The sequence below is a fragment of the Gordonia sp. 852002-50395_SCH5434458 genome (assembly GCF_001665905.1).
GTDB classification, from domain to species: Bacteria; Actinomycetota; Actinomycetes; order Mycobacteriales; family Mycobacteriaceae; genus Gordonia; species Gordonia jacobaea.
On the sequence record NZ_LZTC01000064.1, the window covers coordinates 18,048 to 34,163 of the forward strand.

General features: G+C 64.7%; 14 protein-coding genes. 8 read left to right on the plus strand and 6 right to left on the minus strand.

The window, feature by feature from the left end; genetic code table 11:
* Nucleotides 1-46: 46 nt before the first annotated feature.
* Nucleotides 47-1,597 (minus strand): MFS transporter, encoded by a 1,551-nt coding sequence (locus A5785_RS15110; protein WP_049700532.1) that lies wholly within the window; start codon nt 1,595-1,597, stop codon nt 47-49.
* A 140-nt stretch (nt 1,598-1,737) separates the two neighbouring features.
* Between A5785_RS15110 and A5785_RS15115 the strand changes: the two genes are divergently transcribed.
* Nucleotides 1,738-2,418, plus strand: coding sequence for a TetR/AcrR family transcriptional regulator (locus A5785_RS15115; protein WP_049700533.1), 681 nt, complete (start codon nt 1,738-1,740; stop codon nt 2,416-2,418).
* Between the two features lie 25 nt (nt 2,419-2,443).
* Here A5785_RS15115 and A5785_RS15120 read toward each other — a convergent pair whose 3' ends face one another.
* The gene (locus A5785_RS15120; RefSeq protein WP_064867248.1) at nt 2,444-3,904 is read right to left on the minus strand and encodes an MFS transporter; all 1,461 of its coding nucleotides are present in this window, start codon (nt 3,902-3,904) and stop codon (nt 2,444-2,446) included.
* Between the two features lie 235 nt (nt 3,905-4,139).
* Here A5785_RS15120 and A5785_RS15125 point away from each other — a divergent pair, with 235 nt between their 5' ends.
* Nucleotides 4,140-4,757 carry a TetR/AcrR family transcriptional regulator gene (locus tag A5785_RS15125; protein WP_197494470.1) on the plus strand — a complete coding sequence of 206 codons (618 nt, stop codon included), beginning with the start codon at nt 4,140-4,142 and terminating at the stop codon, nt 4,755-4,757.
* A 177-nt stretch (nt 4,758-4,934) separates the two neighbouring features.
* On the opposite strand, the gene A5785_RS15130 is transcribed toward A5785_RS15125, so the two are convergent.
* Nucleotides 4,935-6,341 (minus strand): hypothetical protein, encoded by a 1,407-nt coding sequence (locus A5785_RS15130; RefSeq protein ID WP_431816331.1) that lies wholly within the window; start codon nt 6,339-6,341, stop codon nt 4,935-4,937.
* Between the two features lie 150 nt (nt 6,342-6,491).
* Between A5785_RS15130 and A5785_RS15135 the strand changes: the two genes are divergently transcribed.
* The 4 genes from A5785_RS15135 (at nt 6,492) to A5785_RS15150 (ending at nt 11,239) form a co-directional block, all read left to right on the plus strand.
* Nucleotides 6,492-7,757, plus strand: a complete 1,266-nt coding sequence (locus A5785_RS15135) for an aspartate kinase (protein WP_005209522.1) — start codon at nt 6,492-6,494, stop codon at nt 7,755-7,757.
* A gap of 3 nt (nt 7,758-7,760) precedes the next feature.
* Nucleotides 7,761-8,789 carry an aspartate-semialdehyde dehydrogenase gene (locus A5785_RS15140; protein ID WP_049700535.1) on the plus strand — a complete coding sequence of 343 codons (1,029 nt, stop codon included), beginning with the start codon at nt 7,761-7,763 and terminating at the stop codon, nt 8,787-8,789.
* Nucleotides 8,790-8,854: 65 nt separating this feature from the next.
* The gene (locus A5785_RS15145; RefSeq protein ID WP_049700536.1) at nt 8,855-9,886 is read left to right on the plus strand and encodes a fused (3R)-hydroxyacyl-ACP dehydratase subunits HadA/HadB; all 1,032 of its coding nucleotides are present in this window, start codon (nt 8,855-8,857) and stop codon (nt 9,884-9,886) included.
* 63 nt (nt 9,887-9,949) lie between these two features.
* Nucleotides 9,950-11,239, plus strand: coding sequence for a lipase family protein (locus A5785_RS15150; protein WP_231894112.1), 1,290 nt, complete (start codon nt 9,950-9,952; stop codon nt 11,237-11,239).
* A gap of 86 nt (nt 11,240-11,325) precedes the next feature.
* Here A5785_RS15150 and A5785_RS15155 read toward each other — a convergent pair whose 3' ends face one another.
* Nucleotides 11,326-12,492: a hypothetical protein gene (locus A5785_RS15155; RefSeq protein ID WP_064867254.1), complete on the minus strand. Its 1,167-nt coding sequence runs from the start codon at nt 12,490-12,492 to the stop codon at nt 11,326-11,328.
* 106 nt (nt 12,493-12,598) lie between these two features.
* On the opposite strand from A5785_RS15155, the gene A5785_RS15160 reads away from it, so the two are divergent.
* A complete protein-coding gene (locus A5785_RS15160) occupies nt 12,599-13,213 on the plus strand; it encodes a TetR/AcrR family transcriptional regulator (RefSeq protein WP_064867256.1) in 615 nt (204 codons plus the stop codon).
* Nucleotides 13,214-13,215: 2 nt separating this feature from the next.
* On the opposite strand, the gene A5785_RS15165 is transcribed toward A5785_RS15160, so the two are convergent.
* Nucleotides 13,216-14,301, minus strand: a complete 1,086-nt coding sequence (locus A5785_RS15165) for an NAD(P)H-dependent amine dehydrogenase family protein (RefSeq protein ID WP_064867258.1) — start codon at nt 14,299-14,301, stop codon at nt 13,216-13,218.
* A 43-nt stretch (nt 14,302-14,344) separates the two neighbouring features.
* Nucleotides 14,345-15,418: a Rieske 2Fe-2S domain-containing protein gene (locus A5785_RS15170; protein WP_064867260.1), complete on the minus strand. Its 1,074-nt coding sequence runs from the start codon at nt 15,416-15,418 to the stop codon at nt 14,345-14,347.
* Between the two features lie 80 nt (nt 15,419-15,498).
* On the opposite strand from A5785_RS15170, the gene A5785_RS15175 reads away from it, so the two are divergent.
* Nucleotides 15,499-16,116, plus strand: a complete 618-nt coding sequence (locus A5785_RS15175; protein ID WP_064867262.1) for a TetR/AcrR family transcriptional regulator — start codon at nt 15,499-15,501, stop codon at nt 16,114-16,116.

Sequence of the window (16,116 nt, forward strand, 5' to 3'; positions counted from 1 at the left end):
ACGGCATGAGGAGCAGCGTGCGTGGGAGCGGACTCCCGCGACAGGGCTAACTGTCCTGCGCGGCAGGCAGTTCGGGATCCACCGACTGCTCGACGACGCGCGGTGTACGCATCACGACCGCGAGAATCACGCCGAGCACACCGAGCGCGATCACCGACGCGAGTGACGCCGCGTGGATGCCGTCGACGAATGCCTGCTTGGCCGCGGTGGCGAGTTCGGCGCCCGCGGGACCCATCTCGTTGGAGCGGTGCAGAGTCTCGCCGAGGGTGTCGCCGAACGCCCAGCCGTCGCCGTGTTCGCGGAACATCAGCGTTGCGAGCGAACCGAGCAGAGCGAGGCCGAGCGCGGTTCCCAGCTCAAAGCTGGTCTCCGAGATGCCCGACGCCGCACCGGATCTCTCCGCGGGCACCGAGCCGACGACGACGTCGGACACCAGCGAGAACTGGATGCCGTAGCCGATACCGGCGATCGAGGTGAACACGAGGTAGACCCACAGCGGGCTGGACGTCGTGAGCCACAGGAGTCCCAGGTTGCCCGCAGCGGCGAGTGCGACCGACCCGACGAACGCCGTCCGCATGCCGACACGCGCAGCGATGCGCGTCGCACCGATGGAGAACACCGCGACGGCGATCGCCATCGGCAGTCCGGCGAGTGCGGCGTTGAGGACGTCGAAGTCGCGCACCGACTGCAGGTAGACGCCCGTCAGATACGACATACCGCCGAGCGCCATCATGCCGAACAACGCGACCGTCACGGCGGCGCTGAACTGCACGTTGCGGAACAGTTTCAGGTCGAGCAGTGGCGCTGTGGTTCGACGCTGGTGCATGAGGAAGAACACGAACATCACGACACCGAGCACGCCGACTGCTGCGACCGGGAGGGTGGCACCTTCTGACGCCATCGTCTTGATCGAGTAGACGATCGGCAGGATCGCAAGCAGGGAGAGTCCGACGCCGATGAAGTCGAACGGTTCACCGGTGCCTGCGCGGTACTCGGGGATCAGCTTGGGTCCCAGGAGGAACAGCACGGCGAGTACCGGCACGTTGATCAGGAAGACGACGCCCCACCAATAGTGGTGCAGCAGAACGCCTCCGACGACGGGGCCGATGGCCGAACCGCCCGCGAAGGCGGCGGTCCACACACCGATGGCCCGGCCGCGCGACTTGGCGTCGGGAAACATGTTGGCGATCAGCGACAGGCTCGACGGCATCAGCGTCGCACCACCGATACCCATCAGCGCGCGAGCAGCGACCAGGACGCCCGCGGTGGGAGCGAACGCGGCGATGACCGAGGCGATGCCGAACATCGCGGCACCCAACAGCAGGATGCGTCGACGGCCGACGCGGTCGCCGACGTTGCCCATCGTGATGAGCAGTCCTGCGATGAGGAACCCGTAGATGTCGAGAATCCACAACTGCTGGGCGGCGCTGGGATCGAGGGCGTCGGTGATCGCCGGGATCGCGAGGTAGAGGACGGAGAAGTCCATCGAGACCAGGAGAACCGGAAGGGTCAGCACGGCCAGTCCCCACCACGCGCGTCGATCGGCGCCCGGATTTTCGCGGGTGCGCTTCTCGGACGGACGGATGCGGACGGACATGACTACTGCTCTCCTTCGATAAGTGTGAATGCGTCGACGGTGTTGTGCTCTCGGGCACCCGCGTACGCCGTACGCATCGACGGTACGGTGATGAGTACGCTGTACGCAAACAATTTATTCCCGACACGTGAGGAGAGTTGGTGGCCGACGAGCGTGCGCCCAAGCTCACCACCGAGCTGATCGTCGACACCGCCATCAACGTCGCCGACCGGGACGGGCTGCCCGCGCTGTCGATGCGACGCATCGCTGACGAACTGGGCGTCGGCGCGATGTCGCTCTACCGGCACATCTCCGACAAGGACGCGCTGCTCGAGGCGATGGCCGAGGAGATCGGTCGTCGATTTCCCTATCCCGTCGACGAGGCGGGGCCATGGTCGTGGCGCGAACGGGTCGCGATCGCCGTCGACATCGATTGGCAGCTCTATCGCCGCCATCCGTGGGTGGTGCTGGCGTACTCGGCGCCGCGCTACAGCTTTGGTGTCGACGCGCTCGAGGGCCTTGACTGGCTCGCGGCGGGCTTCACCGAACTCGGCATCGACATCACTACCGCCACCGAAATGGCACTCACGTTGTGGAGCTACGTCAATGGCGTCGCGCTCGCGCAGGTCAGTGAAGAGTTGCTCGACGCATCGCCCGGTGAACATCCGAGTGGACTCGCTGATCTCATCGCCGGTCGGGTCACCTCGCGGTTGCCGCACCTGTCCACGTTGTCCGACGCTGCCGACGCCACACGGTTGAACGATCCGCGCGCGCTGCTCGACGCCGGAGTCGACTATCTGTGCGCGGGGTTCGAGGCGAGAGCGGCGTCGTCGAAATCGTAGGTGAGGTCGACGACGCCGCGTCGGATCACGTGAGTGATGTCTCGACCGGTCGCGGGCGCGCCTCACCCTGGGTGAGTGCCATCAGCACGCCGCCAGCCGTCAGCAGGATGGCAGCGACCAGTACGGTGACTGTCATGCCGTGGGCGAATGTGATTGTCGACGTGGGCATTCCGCGTGTTGGGGCCCCGAAGACGGCAACCATGATCGCCAAACCGACTGTGCCGCCGAGCTGTTGCGCGGTGTTGACCAAGCCCGACGCCGCGCCGGCATCCTGAGGGTCGACGCCGCGTAACGACGCCGTGGTCAGCGACAGGAAGGCCATACCGCCGCCCGCACCGACGAGGATGAACGGCCCGAGCAGTGACAGATACGGAGTAGGAGCGTCGAGAGTGCTCAGCCAATACAGGCCGGCTGCCGCTGCACCGAAGGCTATGAGTAGCAGGGTGCGAGTACTCAAGCGTGGCACCAGAACTCGCGCACTCAACTGTGATGCGCCGAAAGTCGCCGCCGTCATCGGCAGGTATGCCAATCCGGTTTCGAGTGGGCCGTAGTGCAGCACCTCCTGCATGTATTGCGTGAGGAAGAACATCATGCCCATGAAGCCCGCGACCATCACCAATCGACCGGCGAATGCAGCGCTCCGCGGCGTCGAGGCGAAGAGGCGCAGCGGTGTGATCGGTTGGTGTGCGCGGTCTTCGGCGTAGACGAACGCGCCGAGAAGTGCTGCGCCTGCGACGAGGGCGATGATGGTGATCGTGCTGCTCCATCCGTGCTCGGCCGCGTTGACGAGGCCGTACACGATGAGACCTATTCCGGCAGTGGACAATACGGCGCCTGGTAGATCGAAGGAGCCGCGCTCGCGTGTGGTGCGCGGTAGTGACAGTGCACCCGCGACGATCACCACGAGTCCGATCGGCACGTTGACGAAGAAGACCCAGCGCCAGTCGAGCCACTGCACGAGCGCTCCGCCTGAGACGAGGCCAAGCGAGAATCCACCGATCGAGACGGCGGTGAACAGCGCCAGTGCGCGCGTGCGCTGCGCGCCGTCGGAGAATCGGGTCATCAGTAGTGCCAGTGCAGCGGGTGCTGCGATCGCGGCGCCGACGCCCTGCAGGGCGCGGGCAACGAGGAGCATCGTCGAATCGGTTGCGAGACCACCGAATGCCGACGCCGCGACGAACAGTCCGAGACCGTCGAGGAAGGTGCGGCGTCGACCGAGAATGTCGCCCAGGCGGGCGCCGAGTAGTAGCAGCCCACCGAAGGTGAGCGTGTAGGCGTTGAGCACCCAGGAGAGATTTGACGTCGAAAAGCCAAGGGAGCGTTGAATATCGGGCAGTGCGACGTTGACGATCGTGGCGTCGACCACCACCATCAACTGGCATCCGAGCACGGCGACCAGCACCAGGGCATCGGTGTTGATGCGCGAGCGTAGGCCTGAGCCCGAAGGCGTCGAATCTGCCGTGCGATCAATGGAGGAAAGGGACATGTGGCCGCTCTTTTCGAATGAATGGATCGGCGGAGCAGTGCACTGAATTCGGCGTGAGTCTGATGGGGCTCACCCACGCCGGTGTGGAGTACACTCACTGGAGAAACGGAAGCTTCCTCCGATTAATATACGGAGGGTCCTCCGCTTTGCAACTGTTGTGTCTGCTGGCGCCGCTGTGCTCGATCTGTGCGCGCGGCGTCGTCGGTGCTATTCGTGTCGGAAGGTAGGAGTCGCCGTGGCTGGGGAGTCAGTGGTCGGGGCCGCGAGTGGGAACGATTCGCGGCGAACTCTGTCCCGACGGCCCGCCCGCGCCGATGCCGCACGCAACTACGACAAGCTGATCGCCGCGGCCGCGGACCTCTTCCACGCCGAGGGCGTCGACGTCGCGCTCGACAAGGTCGCCGCCGAGGCCGGCGTGGGCATAGGGACGCTGTACCGGCACTTTCCCAATCGCGCGGCGCTTATCGAAGCCACATTTCGGAGCTACTCGGACTCGATCATCGCCGACGGCTGGCGCCTGCTCGAGTCAGGGCCTGCCGACGTCGCATTGGCCGGCGTCTTCGAGGCGTACATGTCCACCGCGAGCACCAAGCGCGGCATGAAGGAGGCGATCCTCGCGGCCGTCGGCGACGAGGCTCCGGTCTTCAGCGAGGCCCGCGATCAGTCACGCGAACTGATGGCCGCGACGCTCGAGAAGGGCCAGCGCGAGGGCGTGTTCCGCGAAGACATCGAGCCGTCGGACATCTCACGCCTGGTGGGCGGACTGTCGATGACGTGCGTCGCCGAGGACACACCCGAGACGCGCCGACGCATGGTCGGCCTCGTGCTCGACGGCCTCCGCCCGCGCGGCTGAGCGTCGACCGGGTGCAGAAAGTAGGGGAAGGATTCTTTCCGTGGCTTCCTTCGCTTTCGGCGAGAAGTGTCGCGGGGAACGCGCAAAACCCGAGGAAGAGTCGAGCGGCCGGGCCGAAACCCGAGGAAGAGCCGCGCGGCCCGGCCGAAACCCGAGGAAGAACCCCGACCTCCGACCTCACATCGCGTGCGGGTAGACGGTCAGCATGTGCGCGCCGAACCAGGCGCTGCCGATGACCATCGGGACCACGACGGCCACGCCGACCGATGTCCGCTGCTTGGCCAACGCGATCGCGAGCGGAAGCAGCAGCACAAAGGCGGGCAGCAGCAGCCGGGGACGGCTGATCATCAGTCCGCTCGACAGCATGATCGACGCCACGACGAGCGTCCCGTAGACGACCACCGGCCACGGCAGGCGCGCCCAGAATGCGACGACGACCATGATCAACGTCGCGATGATGATCCACGCGGTGGCGACGGAGGCGACCTCGCCGGAGTTCACCAGCGCGTCGTTGACGAAGTTGAAGGTGACGACGCCGCCGTCGATCCGGGTGTCCCAGCCCTCGGTCTGGATGCGGAACCAGCCGGTTGGCGAGCCCGTGTGTGCCCAGACGACCGCGAGGTAGCCGAGATATCCGAGTGGACTCAGCACGATCGCCAGCCACAGGTAGGCGCCACTTCCGCGTCGTGATCGCCACGAGCGCGCATCCCGATCGCGCACCAATGTCAGCGCCGCGGCAACCATCACGACGCCGATGATGACGACGGCCGTCGGGCGCACGGTTCCCGCGAGGCAAGCTGCAACGCCTGCGAGCAGCCAGTTGCGTTCGATCACTCCGACGAGCGCCCACACCGTCAGCGCGCAGAACAACGCCTCGGTGTAAGCCATGTTGAGCACGATCGCCATCGGCGTCGCGGCCAGGATCGCGACAAGGTAGAGCCCGACACGTTCGGGATTGACCGACACCCCGCGCGTCAGTGGCGAGCGGTTACCCATCGCACGTACGCAGTCAGCGCCCAACCGAGCGGCTCCGACGGCCGTCAGGCAACCGAGAACGACGTTGAGCGAGATCGCCGCACCGAACGGCGTGATGAACGGAAGCTTGGCGATCCACCCGACCAGATACGGATACCCCGGAAAAAAGGCGTACGCGGTGTCGGCGGTATGCAGACCGCGGGCGTCGGTGAGGGAATACGGCACGTCGCCGTAACCGTGCTCGGCAATCGCGAGCATCCACTTGCCATCCCACGCCGACAATGCGTTTCCGACGCTGGTCTCGCGCAACTGCGCGAACCGACCGAGCACCAGCAACCCGACGATCCGGATCGCGATGAACACCCCGATCGCCGTCACCCAGTAGGGCAGCGAGTCGTCTTCGACGGCCGGACGTGAGGTGGCTTCGATCTCCTCCCGCCCGTCGCCGGCTGCGGGCCGCTCAACCCGGCGGACTCGACGCGGATTCGCCCCGGGCCGACCCGCGGCAGGCGCGTCGGCTCGATCAGCGGACGTCGCGCCGGGTGCGACGCTGGTCTTCCGGGAGCGGCGTTGTCGGCTCGCCTTCCCGACCTCGGTCTCGCTGGTCACCTCAGCGATGTTAGGGGACGCGTGTGGTCTGCAGCACGTGGAAGCCGTCCCGCCACCACCACGACGTGGAGCCCGCGGGCATCGTCGGTAAGGTTGTCTCGGCAGTCAAGCGGAAAACCCGACGTCGAGCCCTGCCGGGAGGTTATCTACGTGGCACTCGTGGTGCAGAAATACGGTGGATCATCGGTTGCGACAGCTGAGCGCATCCGTCGGGTCGCCGAGCGCATCGTGGAGACCAAGAAGCAGGGGAACGACGTCGTCGTGGTCGTGTCCGCGATGGGCGACACCACCGACGAACTCCTCGACCTCGCGCAACAGGTCAACCCGGCCCCACCGGCTCGCGAGATGGACATGCTGCTCACCTCGGGCGAGCGCATCTCCAATGCTCTCGTCGCGATGGCCATCAGCTCGCTCGGTGCGCAGGCGCAGTCGTTCACCGGCTCGCAGGCTGGTGTGATCACCACCAGCAGCCACGGCAAGGCCAAGATCATCGACGTCACGCCCGGTCGTGTGCGCAGTGCGCTCGACGAGGGCAAGATCGTGCTGGTCGCAGGTTTCCAGGGCGTCTCGCAGGACACCAAGGACATCACGACGCTCGGCCGCGGCGGATCGGATACGACGGCCGTCGCGTTGGCCGCGGCCCTCGAAGCCGACGTGTGCGAGATCTACACCGACGTCGACGGCGTCTACACCGCCGACCCGCGCATCGTCCCCGACGCCCGACGCCTCGAGACCGTCTCCTTCGAGGAGATGCTCGAGATGGCCGCGTGCGGCGCGAAGGTGCTGATGCTGCGGTGTGTGGAATACGCCCGCCGATACAACGTTCCCGTACACGTGCGCTCGTCGTACTCGACCAAACCCGGCACGCTGGTTGCCGGCTCGATGGAGGACATTCCCGTGGAAGAAGCGATTCTCACCGGTGTCGCACACGATCGCAGCGAGGCCAAGATCACCGTCGTAGGCCTCGACGATCAGCCCGGTTACGCCGCGAAGGTGTTCCGTGCCGTCGCCGACGCCGAGATCAACATCGACATGGTGCTGCAGAACATCTCGAAGGTCGAGACGGGCAAGACCGACATCACCTTCACTCTCCCGCGTGAACTCGGGCCGCTCGGCGTCGAGAAGCTCACCAAGCTGCAGGAGGAGATCGGCTTCACCGAGGTCCTCTACGACGACCACATCGGCAAGGTCTCGCTGGTGGGCGCAGGCATGAAGAGCCATCCCGGCGTCACGGCGACGTTCTGCGAGGCGCTGAGCAACGTCGGCATCAACATCGAGTTGATCTCGACGTCGGAGATCCGAATCTCGGTGCTGTGCCGCGACACCGAACTCGACGACGCCGTGCGCGCACTGCACGAGGCCTTCGACCTCGGCGGAGAAGAAGAAGCCGTTGTCTACGCAGGAACGGGGCGCTGAGCCATGGGCGTACGTATCGGAGTTGTCGGAGCCACCGGTCAGGTCGGCGGCGTCATGCGAACCCTGTTGGCGGAGCGCAACTTTCCCGCTGACGAGGTGCGATTCTTCGCCTCTCCTCGGTCGGCGGGTAAGAAGCTGCCGTGGGGTGACGGCGAGATCGTCGTCGAGGATGCTGCGACCGCAGACCCGACCGGCCTCGACATCGCGCTGTTCTCGGCAGGTGCCACCATGTCGCGCGAGCAGGCGCCACGGTTTGCCGCCGCGGGCGTGACCGTGATCGACAACTCGTCGGCGTGGCGCAAGGATCCCGATGTGCCGCTGGTGGTTTCGGAGGTCAACGGCGAGCTGGCGAAGAATCCACCCAAGGGGATCGTCGCCAATCCGAACTGCACCACGATGGCCGCGATGCCGGTTCTCAAGCCGCTGCACGATGCGGCAGGGCTGCAACGACTGATCGTGTCGTCGTATCAGGCGGTGTCGGGCAGTGGGCTCGCAGGCGTCGATGAGCTCGCCACCGAGTCGCGTGCGGCGATCGACGACCTCGAAAAGCTTGTCTACGACGGCTCGGCGATCGACTTCCCCGCGCCGGTCAAGTACGTCGCGCCCATCGCGTTCAATGTGTTGCCGCTTGCCGGAGCGCTGGTCGACGACGGTTCTGGTGAGACCGACGAAGATCAGAAGCTGCGCAACGAATCTCGCAAGATCCTCGGGCTTCCGGAGCTGCTCGTCAGCGGAACCTGTGTGCGGGTGCCGGTATTCACCGGGCACTCGTTGTCGATCAACGCCGAGTTCGCACAGCCGCTGTCTCCCGCCCAGGCCAACGAGATCCTCTCCGGTGCAGCGGGAGTGGAGTTGACCGACGTTCCGACCCCACTCGCTGCGGCGGGCAAGGACAACTCGCTCGTCGGTCGGATTCGACAGGATCCCGGCGTGCCGGACGGTCGAGGACTCGCGCTGTTCGTGTCGGGTGACAACCTGCGAAAGGGTGCGGCTCTCAACACGATTCAGATCGCGGAGCTGCTCGTCGGGTAACAGCCCGGCCAACTAGGTCCCGCACCATCACACCTGATCCGACAACCGCCGATTGGTGAATCACGATGTCAACTCCCACAGACGCTCCGGCGGTTGCCGACAGACTCGGCCACTACTACAAGATCGACGAGCCCTATCTGGTCGGTCGTGAGAAGGTGCGCGAGTACGCGCGCGCGGTCCAAGACCACAACGCCGCACACCGCGATGAAGAGGCTGCACACGCACTCGGCTACTCGGGACTTGTTGCGCCACTGACGTTCACGGCGATCCCGGCGATGGGCGCCAACCGAGCTCTGTTCGAGTCGGTCGTGGTCGGTTACGAGACCTACGTGCAGACCGAGCAGGTCTTCGAGCAACATCGACCGATCGTCGCGGGTGACGAACTGACGACCGACGTCGAGCTGTCGTCGATTCGACGCATCGCCGGTCGCGACCTGATCACCGTCACCAACACGTTCACCGACGCCGCGGGCGAGGTCGTGCACACCATGCACACCACGGTCGTCGGCGTGACGTCCGACGATGTCGACCCGGGCATCAACGACGCGGTCCGCAGCATCATGGTGCACGACGTGAACGTCCTGTCGTCCGACGATTCGGACGCCGCGTACGTGAAGACGGTGCGACCCGAAGGCGCACAGGTCATTTCGAGTGCGGGCGCCCAGCGAGCTCCGGGCAGCCTCGACTTCGACTCGCTGACGGTCGGCGACGCGCTGCCGGTGCGGCACGCCCGCCTCTCGCGCGGAGATCTGGTCAACTATGCGGGCGTCTCCGGAGACGGTAATCCGATCCATTGGGACGAGTCGATCGCCAAGCTGGCCGGCCTTCCCGACGTGATCGCTCACGGAATGCTGACGATGGGGCTCGGCGCGGGCTTCGTGTCGGCGTGGTCGGGCGATCCGGGCGCCGTGACGCGGTACGCGGTGCGTTTGTCGCAGGTCGCGGTCGTGTCTGCTGCAGAGGGCGGCGACATCGAGTTCAGCGGCAAGATCAAGTCGCTCGATCCCGAGACCCGCAGCGGCGTCGTCATCATCGTGGCGAAGTCGGCTGGTCGCAAGATTTTTGGCCTAGCAACAATGAATGTGCGCTTTGCGTAGTTTCCCGTAACACGCCTGCGCCCTGGATCACACCCGTGACTTACTGTGCGGTAGGTTACGTCCATGACACGAATTCGGGGATTCATCTCAGGTAGGCGGATCGGTCGTGTGACACGACGGTCCACGGTTGCGCTCACGACGGGTGCGTTGGCTCTTGGTGCTGCGACGGCGGCAGTCGGACCGGCTCACGCGGCGGATTTCTACACCCCGCCGTCGCAGTTCTCGGCGACTCCGGGGTCGATCATCCGCAGCGAGCCCAGCCCGCTGCTGCTGCAGATTCCCGGCATCAAGAACCAGTGGCCGGGCACGGCGACGCGGATCATGTACACCTCTCGCTACCAGGATGGAACGCCCGCGGCGGTCACCGGGACCGTCGTCGAACCCACTGCGCCGTGGCGAGGCAAGGGTCCGCGACCAACCGTCGTGCTCGGCCCGGGAACCATCGGTCAGGGTGATCAGTGCGCTGGCTCGAAACTGATGAGCCTGCCCGTCGCGATCGACCCGAGCAAGCCGAGCCTCGCGCTGAACTACACGGCTCTCGAACTGAATCTCTTGCTGATCAACGGCGTGCGCGTGGCCATCACCGACTACATCGGCATGGGCACCCCGGGAATTCACACCTACGTGAACAGGGTCGAGTCCGGCCAGGCGATGCTCGACGCGGCGCGTGCGGCGCTGAAGGTCGAGAAGGCGCCCGCCAACGCGCCGGTCGGCTTCTCCGGTTACTCGCAGGGCGGCGGTGCGTCGGCATCGGCGGCCGAACTGGCGTCGAGCTACGCTCCCGAACTGAACGTCAAGGCATCGTATGCGGGTGCACCGCCCGCGGACCTGTCGAAGGTGATCGACCAGATCGACGGCACGTTCATCGTCGGCGGAATCGGTTATGCCATCAATGGTCTCGAGGCCCGCTATCCCGAACTGAAGACCGTCGTCGACAAGGAGACGACACCCCGCGGACGTCAGGTGCTCAAGCAACTGTCGACGCAGTGCATCGCCGATACCGGGCTGAGTTTCGGATTCCAGCGCACGAGTTCGTGGACACGCGACGGAAAGTCGTTGTCTGCGGTCATCAATCGCTACCCGAACGTCAAGAAGATCGTCGACGAGCAGCGGATCGGCAGGCTCAAGCCGAACGCGCCGGTCCTGCTCGAAGGTGGCCTCAGCGACGACGTCATTCCGTACGGCCAGGTGGCCACGCTCGACCGTGACTGGCGTGCTCAGGGAGCTGACGTTCGCATGATCACCAACACGATCCCGCCGATCTTCCCCGGCCTCGTGGTCAACCACGCGCTGCCGATGGTGTTCACGCTGCTGCCCGCCACCAACTTCTTGCTGTCGCACTTCGACGGCTGAGTTATCGAACGGAATCACCCCCACAGGAATGAACTACGGCCCCCGCAGTGACGCGGGGGCCGTAGTTGTCTGTGCGGCAGGTCGATTCACGAGGCAGACGGTGCAGGCAGCTCCGAGCCGCTTCGGACGCGTTCCGTGGGGGCGGAGGCCCGAGGGCGTCGGACGCCGACGAACGAACCGATCGTGAGCAACGCCGAGGCCACGTAGGCGGCGGTCGCATACGGAAGCGGCCCGATGCGTCCGCCGTTGGGTGCCACCCCGTCGACAGCTGCGAAGTAGTCGGGCAGTGCACTGATCCACAGCACTGCCGCGACGACCAGGTATACCGCGGAGCAGATCACCGGAAACCATTCCCGCGCAAGCGGTTCGGGGAGGAACGACGGATCACTGCGGCGTGCTCGGTAGGCGCCCCGGAATGCCGCGACGGTGACGACCGCCAGGATCGCCACGTAGGTCCACGCCGAGACGGCTCGACCGACCAGTAGCGAACCGCCCAGCAGATCGAGGATGGTGGGGGGAATTGATCCGACGAAGAGGACGGGCCAGACGAGCACACTCGTCAGCGCGACGTCGCGGACGAGATACCAACCGCCGCGGTGCGGGACTGTGCACAACCAGCGCGTCACCAGGGCGATGCCGAACGGCAGCATGACGCTGAAGGCGCTCATGTTCAGCAGGGGGATACCGCTGAATGACGGGTGTGCCGTGGAGACTTCTGGGTTCCACACCCACCACTTCATCTGTGGCCCAAGGCCGTCGACAACCTGGTACAGGCAGTGGAATACGAAAGCCACGCAGGCTGCGGATACGAAGATGTTGTAGCGCTTGAAGATTCCCGTCCGCTGGACGAGCGTGTACGCCACGTACAGGTAGACCGGGTACATCGCGATGATGTAGAGCGGTAACCGGTCGTAGAGGAACTGCACCGTAAACATGTTGTGCGCGAAGGTCAGTCCGAGTTCTTCCTCGATACCGAACCACTGCGGAAAGTAGGCGATCGGTTCGACGAGGAGCAATGCGAGTATCCCGCTGCACCACACCACCAGATTCGACGCGTCGCGCGTGGCGCGATACCACCGGATGGCGTGGATCAGACACGCGACGAGTCCGATGACGAGCGTCGCCTCGATGACGGGCAGGGTCCAGTTCGCGAGGTTCGCCGGATTGGTGAACGTGACGAACGCATTGCCGTCGCATCGAACACCGGTCAGCGTCTCCGACAGGCGGAGGTACTCGGCTGTACAGGTCTGCATTGGTGCACCTCAGGCTGGTGAAGGGGCGTGGCCGACATGCTCGATCATACAAACAATGCTTATGTGTATGACCAGATTCGAAATACCCGCGTGCGACGATTGACCGATGAGAACCCGAGGTTGGGGCGGCGACCTGCCGCGCACCGAAGACGAAGCACGCGAACGCATCGTGGCGGCCGCGATGCGGTGCATCGATCGTTCGGGTCCTGGCAAGGCAACTCTCGCCGATGTCGCCGCCGAACTCCAGGTCACCAGGCAGACGGTCTACCGCGTGTTCCCGACGACCGCCGAACTACTGACCGCGGTTGGTGAAGCAGGTGCCACGCAGTTCCTCGACCGCCTCACCGATCACGTCGCCGACATCACCGATCCGCGCGATGCCCTTGCCGAGGCCATCGTCTACACGTTGGGGCGACTGCCCGACGAACCGTATATCGGACTTCTCGTTCAGGTGGGGGAGAACGAACTCTTCAGCCGTGGCGCAACATCCTCTCGCGCAATGGAGTTCGGCGCGTCGGTGTTGCGACGATTCCCGATCGACTGGGACGAGGTGGGAATCGACGACGAGAAACTCGAGGGACTCGCCGAGTTCATGCTGCGCGTGCTGATGTCGTTTCTGCAGTACCCCTCGGACCCACCGCGTACGCCGGAGCAGTTGCGTGTCTATCTTCGACGCTGGCTCGGGCCTGCACTCGATATCGCGGGCACAGCCGATACGTGATGTCACACGGCGAATCGTCCGGCGAATGCCCTCAGTGGAAGGTCGTTACTGGTGATGATGCCGGGCCTCGCCTCGACGACCGAGCGGATCGAGTTGAGCGCCGGCAGCCCGGTCACGGTCATGCCGATGGAGGCGAAGTTCTCGGGCTTCGACAAATCCATTCCCGGCTTGGGGAAGATCATGTGCTTGCTGTAGATACTCGGATCGCCAGTGATCTGAGTGATATAGCAGGCCTTGATATCCCACGCGGGATCGGTGTGCGGTGTCATCTGCCACTCGAGGTGGGTCTCGATCCGCGGGACACCGTCGACCATGCCCTGGTATTTGATGTAGTTGGCGCCCAATGATCCCTTGGGTAGGAAGTACCAGCCGAGATCGACGTCCTTGGTGCACGCGCCGAGTTCGTAGGAGTACTTCACCTCGTCGAGCTCGAGCCCGAATGCGTCGGCCATGAGATAGACGGAGTCGGCAAAGACTGCGGTGTACTTGTGCAATGACTCCGGAATCGTCGGATCATCAACCGGCAGACCGTATCCGACGGCCTTCCAGGTGTCGACGGAGTGATGGCATGAGACGTCGACCGATTCGGTGACGGTGACGTTCTCGATCGCGGCGACGTCGGCGCTGTGGACGATGCCGAGGATCTGACACAGTCCCGGGTTCATGCCCGTGCCATAGAACGTCGACCCTCCGCGTTGACAGGCAGCCTCGATGACCTCGCTGACCTTGCGCCCGGAAGGATGCTGCCAGTTGGTGTCCCGGTGATATCCGGTGATCCAGTCGGCGGTGGTCACGACGTTGATGCCTGCCTCGAGCACCTTCTCGTAGAGGTCCTCATCAGGGAAGACGCCGTGGAATGTCACGACGTCCGGCCGTGCTGCGATGATCTCCTCGACGGAACCCGTGGCCGCGATGCCGATCGCGTCGATGCCCACGATCTCGCCAACGTCGCGTCCGATTTTGTCGGCGGTGTAGCAGTGCAGACCGACGAGTTCGAGGTCTGGGTGGGAGGTGATTCGTCCGATCATCTCGGTGCCGAGATTGCCTGTGGCAACCTGGAATACGCGAATCGTGCGGGAACTGTTCATGGGCTGGACCTTTCGTGTGGACATGTTCGCGACGCTGGTGCGCTCAGGCTGTTGCGGCGGCGGCCGACGGGTGCAGCGGCACAATTGCACCGCTTTCGGGACGTGTCGGGTCTCGCCCGTAGGCCGAGTCGCCCTCGGGATAGAACTGCACCGCCCAGTTGCGTAATGCGGTGAAGCCCTTGAACTCTCGCTGCGAGAGCGCAGGAGGATCCGAATAGCGCTGGTGCGACCAGATTTGGACGTCCCTGTCGAACTGGTCGATGACCAGGTCGCTCATCACCTTGCCGTACTTGGTCAGCTCGGTGGCGTCTTCTTCGCCCGGCTTCTTGCCGATCCAGACGGTGAACCGTACGTCGCACGTCGATCCGTCGACCGGGGTGACCGCAGGCATCGTGCGGTTCTCGACCATCCCCCACGACTTGGTCACGGAGCACCCGAGTCCAGCGTTCACGGAATAGACGCCGCTGGAGGCGGATTCGAGGGTGGCTCCCTGTTCGAACGCGATGGTGAAATCGACGTAGGAGACCGGTCCATGGAAATCGTGCCGGGTGAACTCCGGCATGAACGGCGTCTCGTGGACGAACTTGAAATGGGCGAAGTCGACGCCGTTCTCCATGATGTACTGCGGATGGAGCTCGAGCCGCTCGTGGAACAGTGTCCCGCCGGGGATGGGTGCGTAGTAGTTGTCGGCGTCCGATGCGTCGTCGCCGAATGCGGTGAACACGTCCGGCACCTCGAAATACGGTGGGCGAGAGGCGGTGTCGAACCAGATCCACACGGCATGGTTGCGCTCGACTGCAGGGTAGCTGCGAATTCGCCTGCCTCTGTTCGGTCTCTTCTCGTACGGGATGCAGACGTTGCGACCCTGCTCGTTCCACTGCCACCCATGGAATGGGCAGACGAGGTTCTCGCCCTCGACGCGACCGCCGTACCCGAGATGTGCGCCGAGGTGCTCGCAATAGGCGTCGAACACCGAGATCTTTCCCGACGCCGAGCGCCACGCGACCATGTCGCGGGAGAAGTAGGTCATGCGGTGGACGTCGCCGACGGCGATCTCGTGCGACCAGGCGACCTGGTACCAGCCAGTCGGTTCCATCGACAGCGGGGTCTGTGCCATAGGAAGAACCGTAGAACCCTCTGTGAAATAGTGCAAGAGGGTTCTGTGAAAATCTCGATATGTGGCTAGACTCGATCGTTATGAGTGAGGCGACGACCACCCCCCGGCGCGCGAACAAGCGTGGTCAGGCCACGCGGGACAGCATGATCCGTGCGGCAATCGCCGCGTTGGCGACGGGTGATCCGACGGCGGTCTCGGGTAATCGGATCGCGCGGGAGATCGGTGCGACGTGGGGTGTGGTCAAGTACCAGTTCGGCGATATCGACGGTCTGTGGGCAGCGGTTCTGCGTCACACCGCGGACCAGCGCGGCGATCTCCCGGCCAGCGTCAAACCCGACGGGACGCTGCGAGAGAGGGTGTCCGCTCTGATCGACGCGATGTTCTACGGACTCACGACGCCGGAGGCGCGGGCCATTGAGACGCTCCGCGCGGCGCTTCCGCGCGAACACGTCGAATTGGAACGCGAATTTCCCCTCACCGCAGCCGAATTGGCTTCGTGGAAGCCGAACTGGGACGCGGCGTTCGAGCGTGCATTTGCCGACCTCGACCTCGATCCAGGGAAGGTCCGGCAGATGGCCGCGCTGATCCCGGGTGCGATGCGCGGACTCATCTCGGAGCACACGTTGGGTACCTACGGCAACCTTGATGACGCCCGTGCGGGAATGTCGGGCGCTATCGTCGCCTATCTGTCAGAGTGA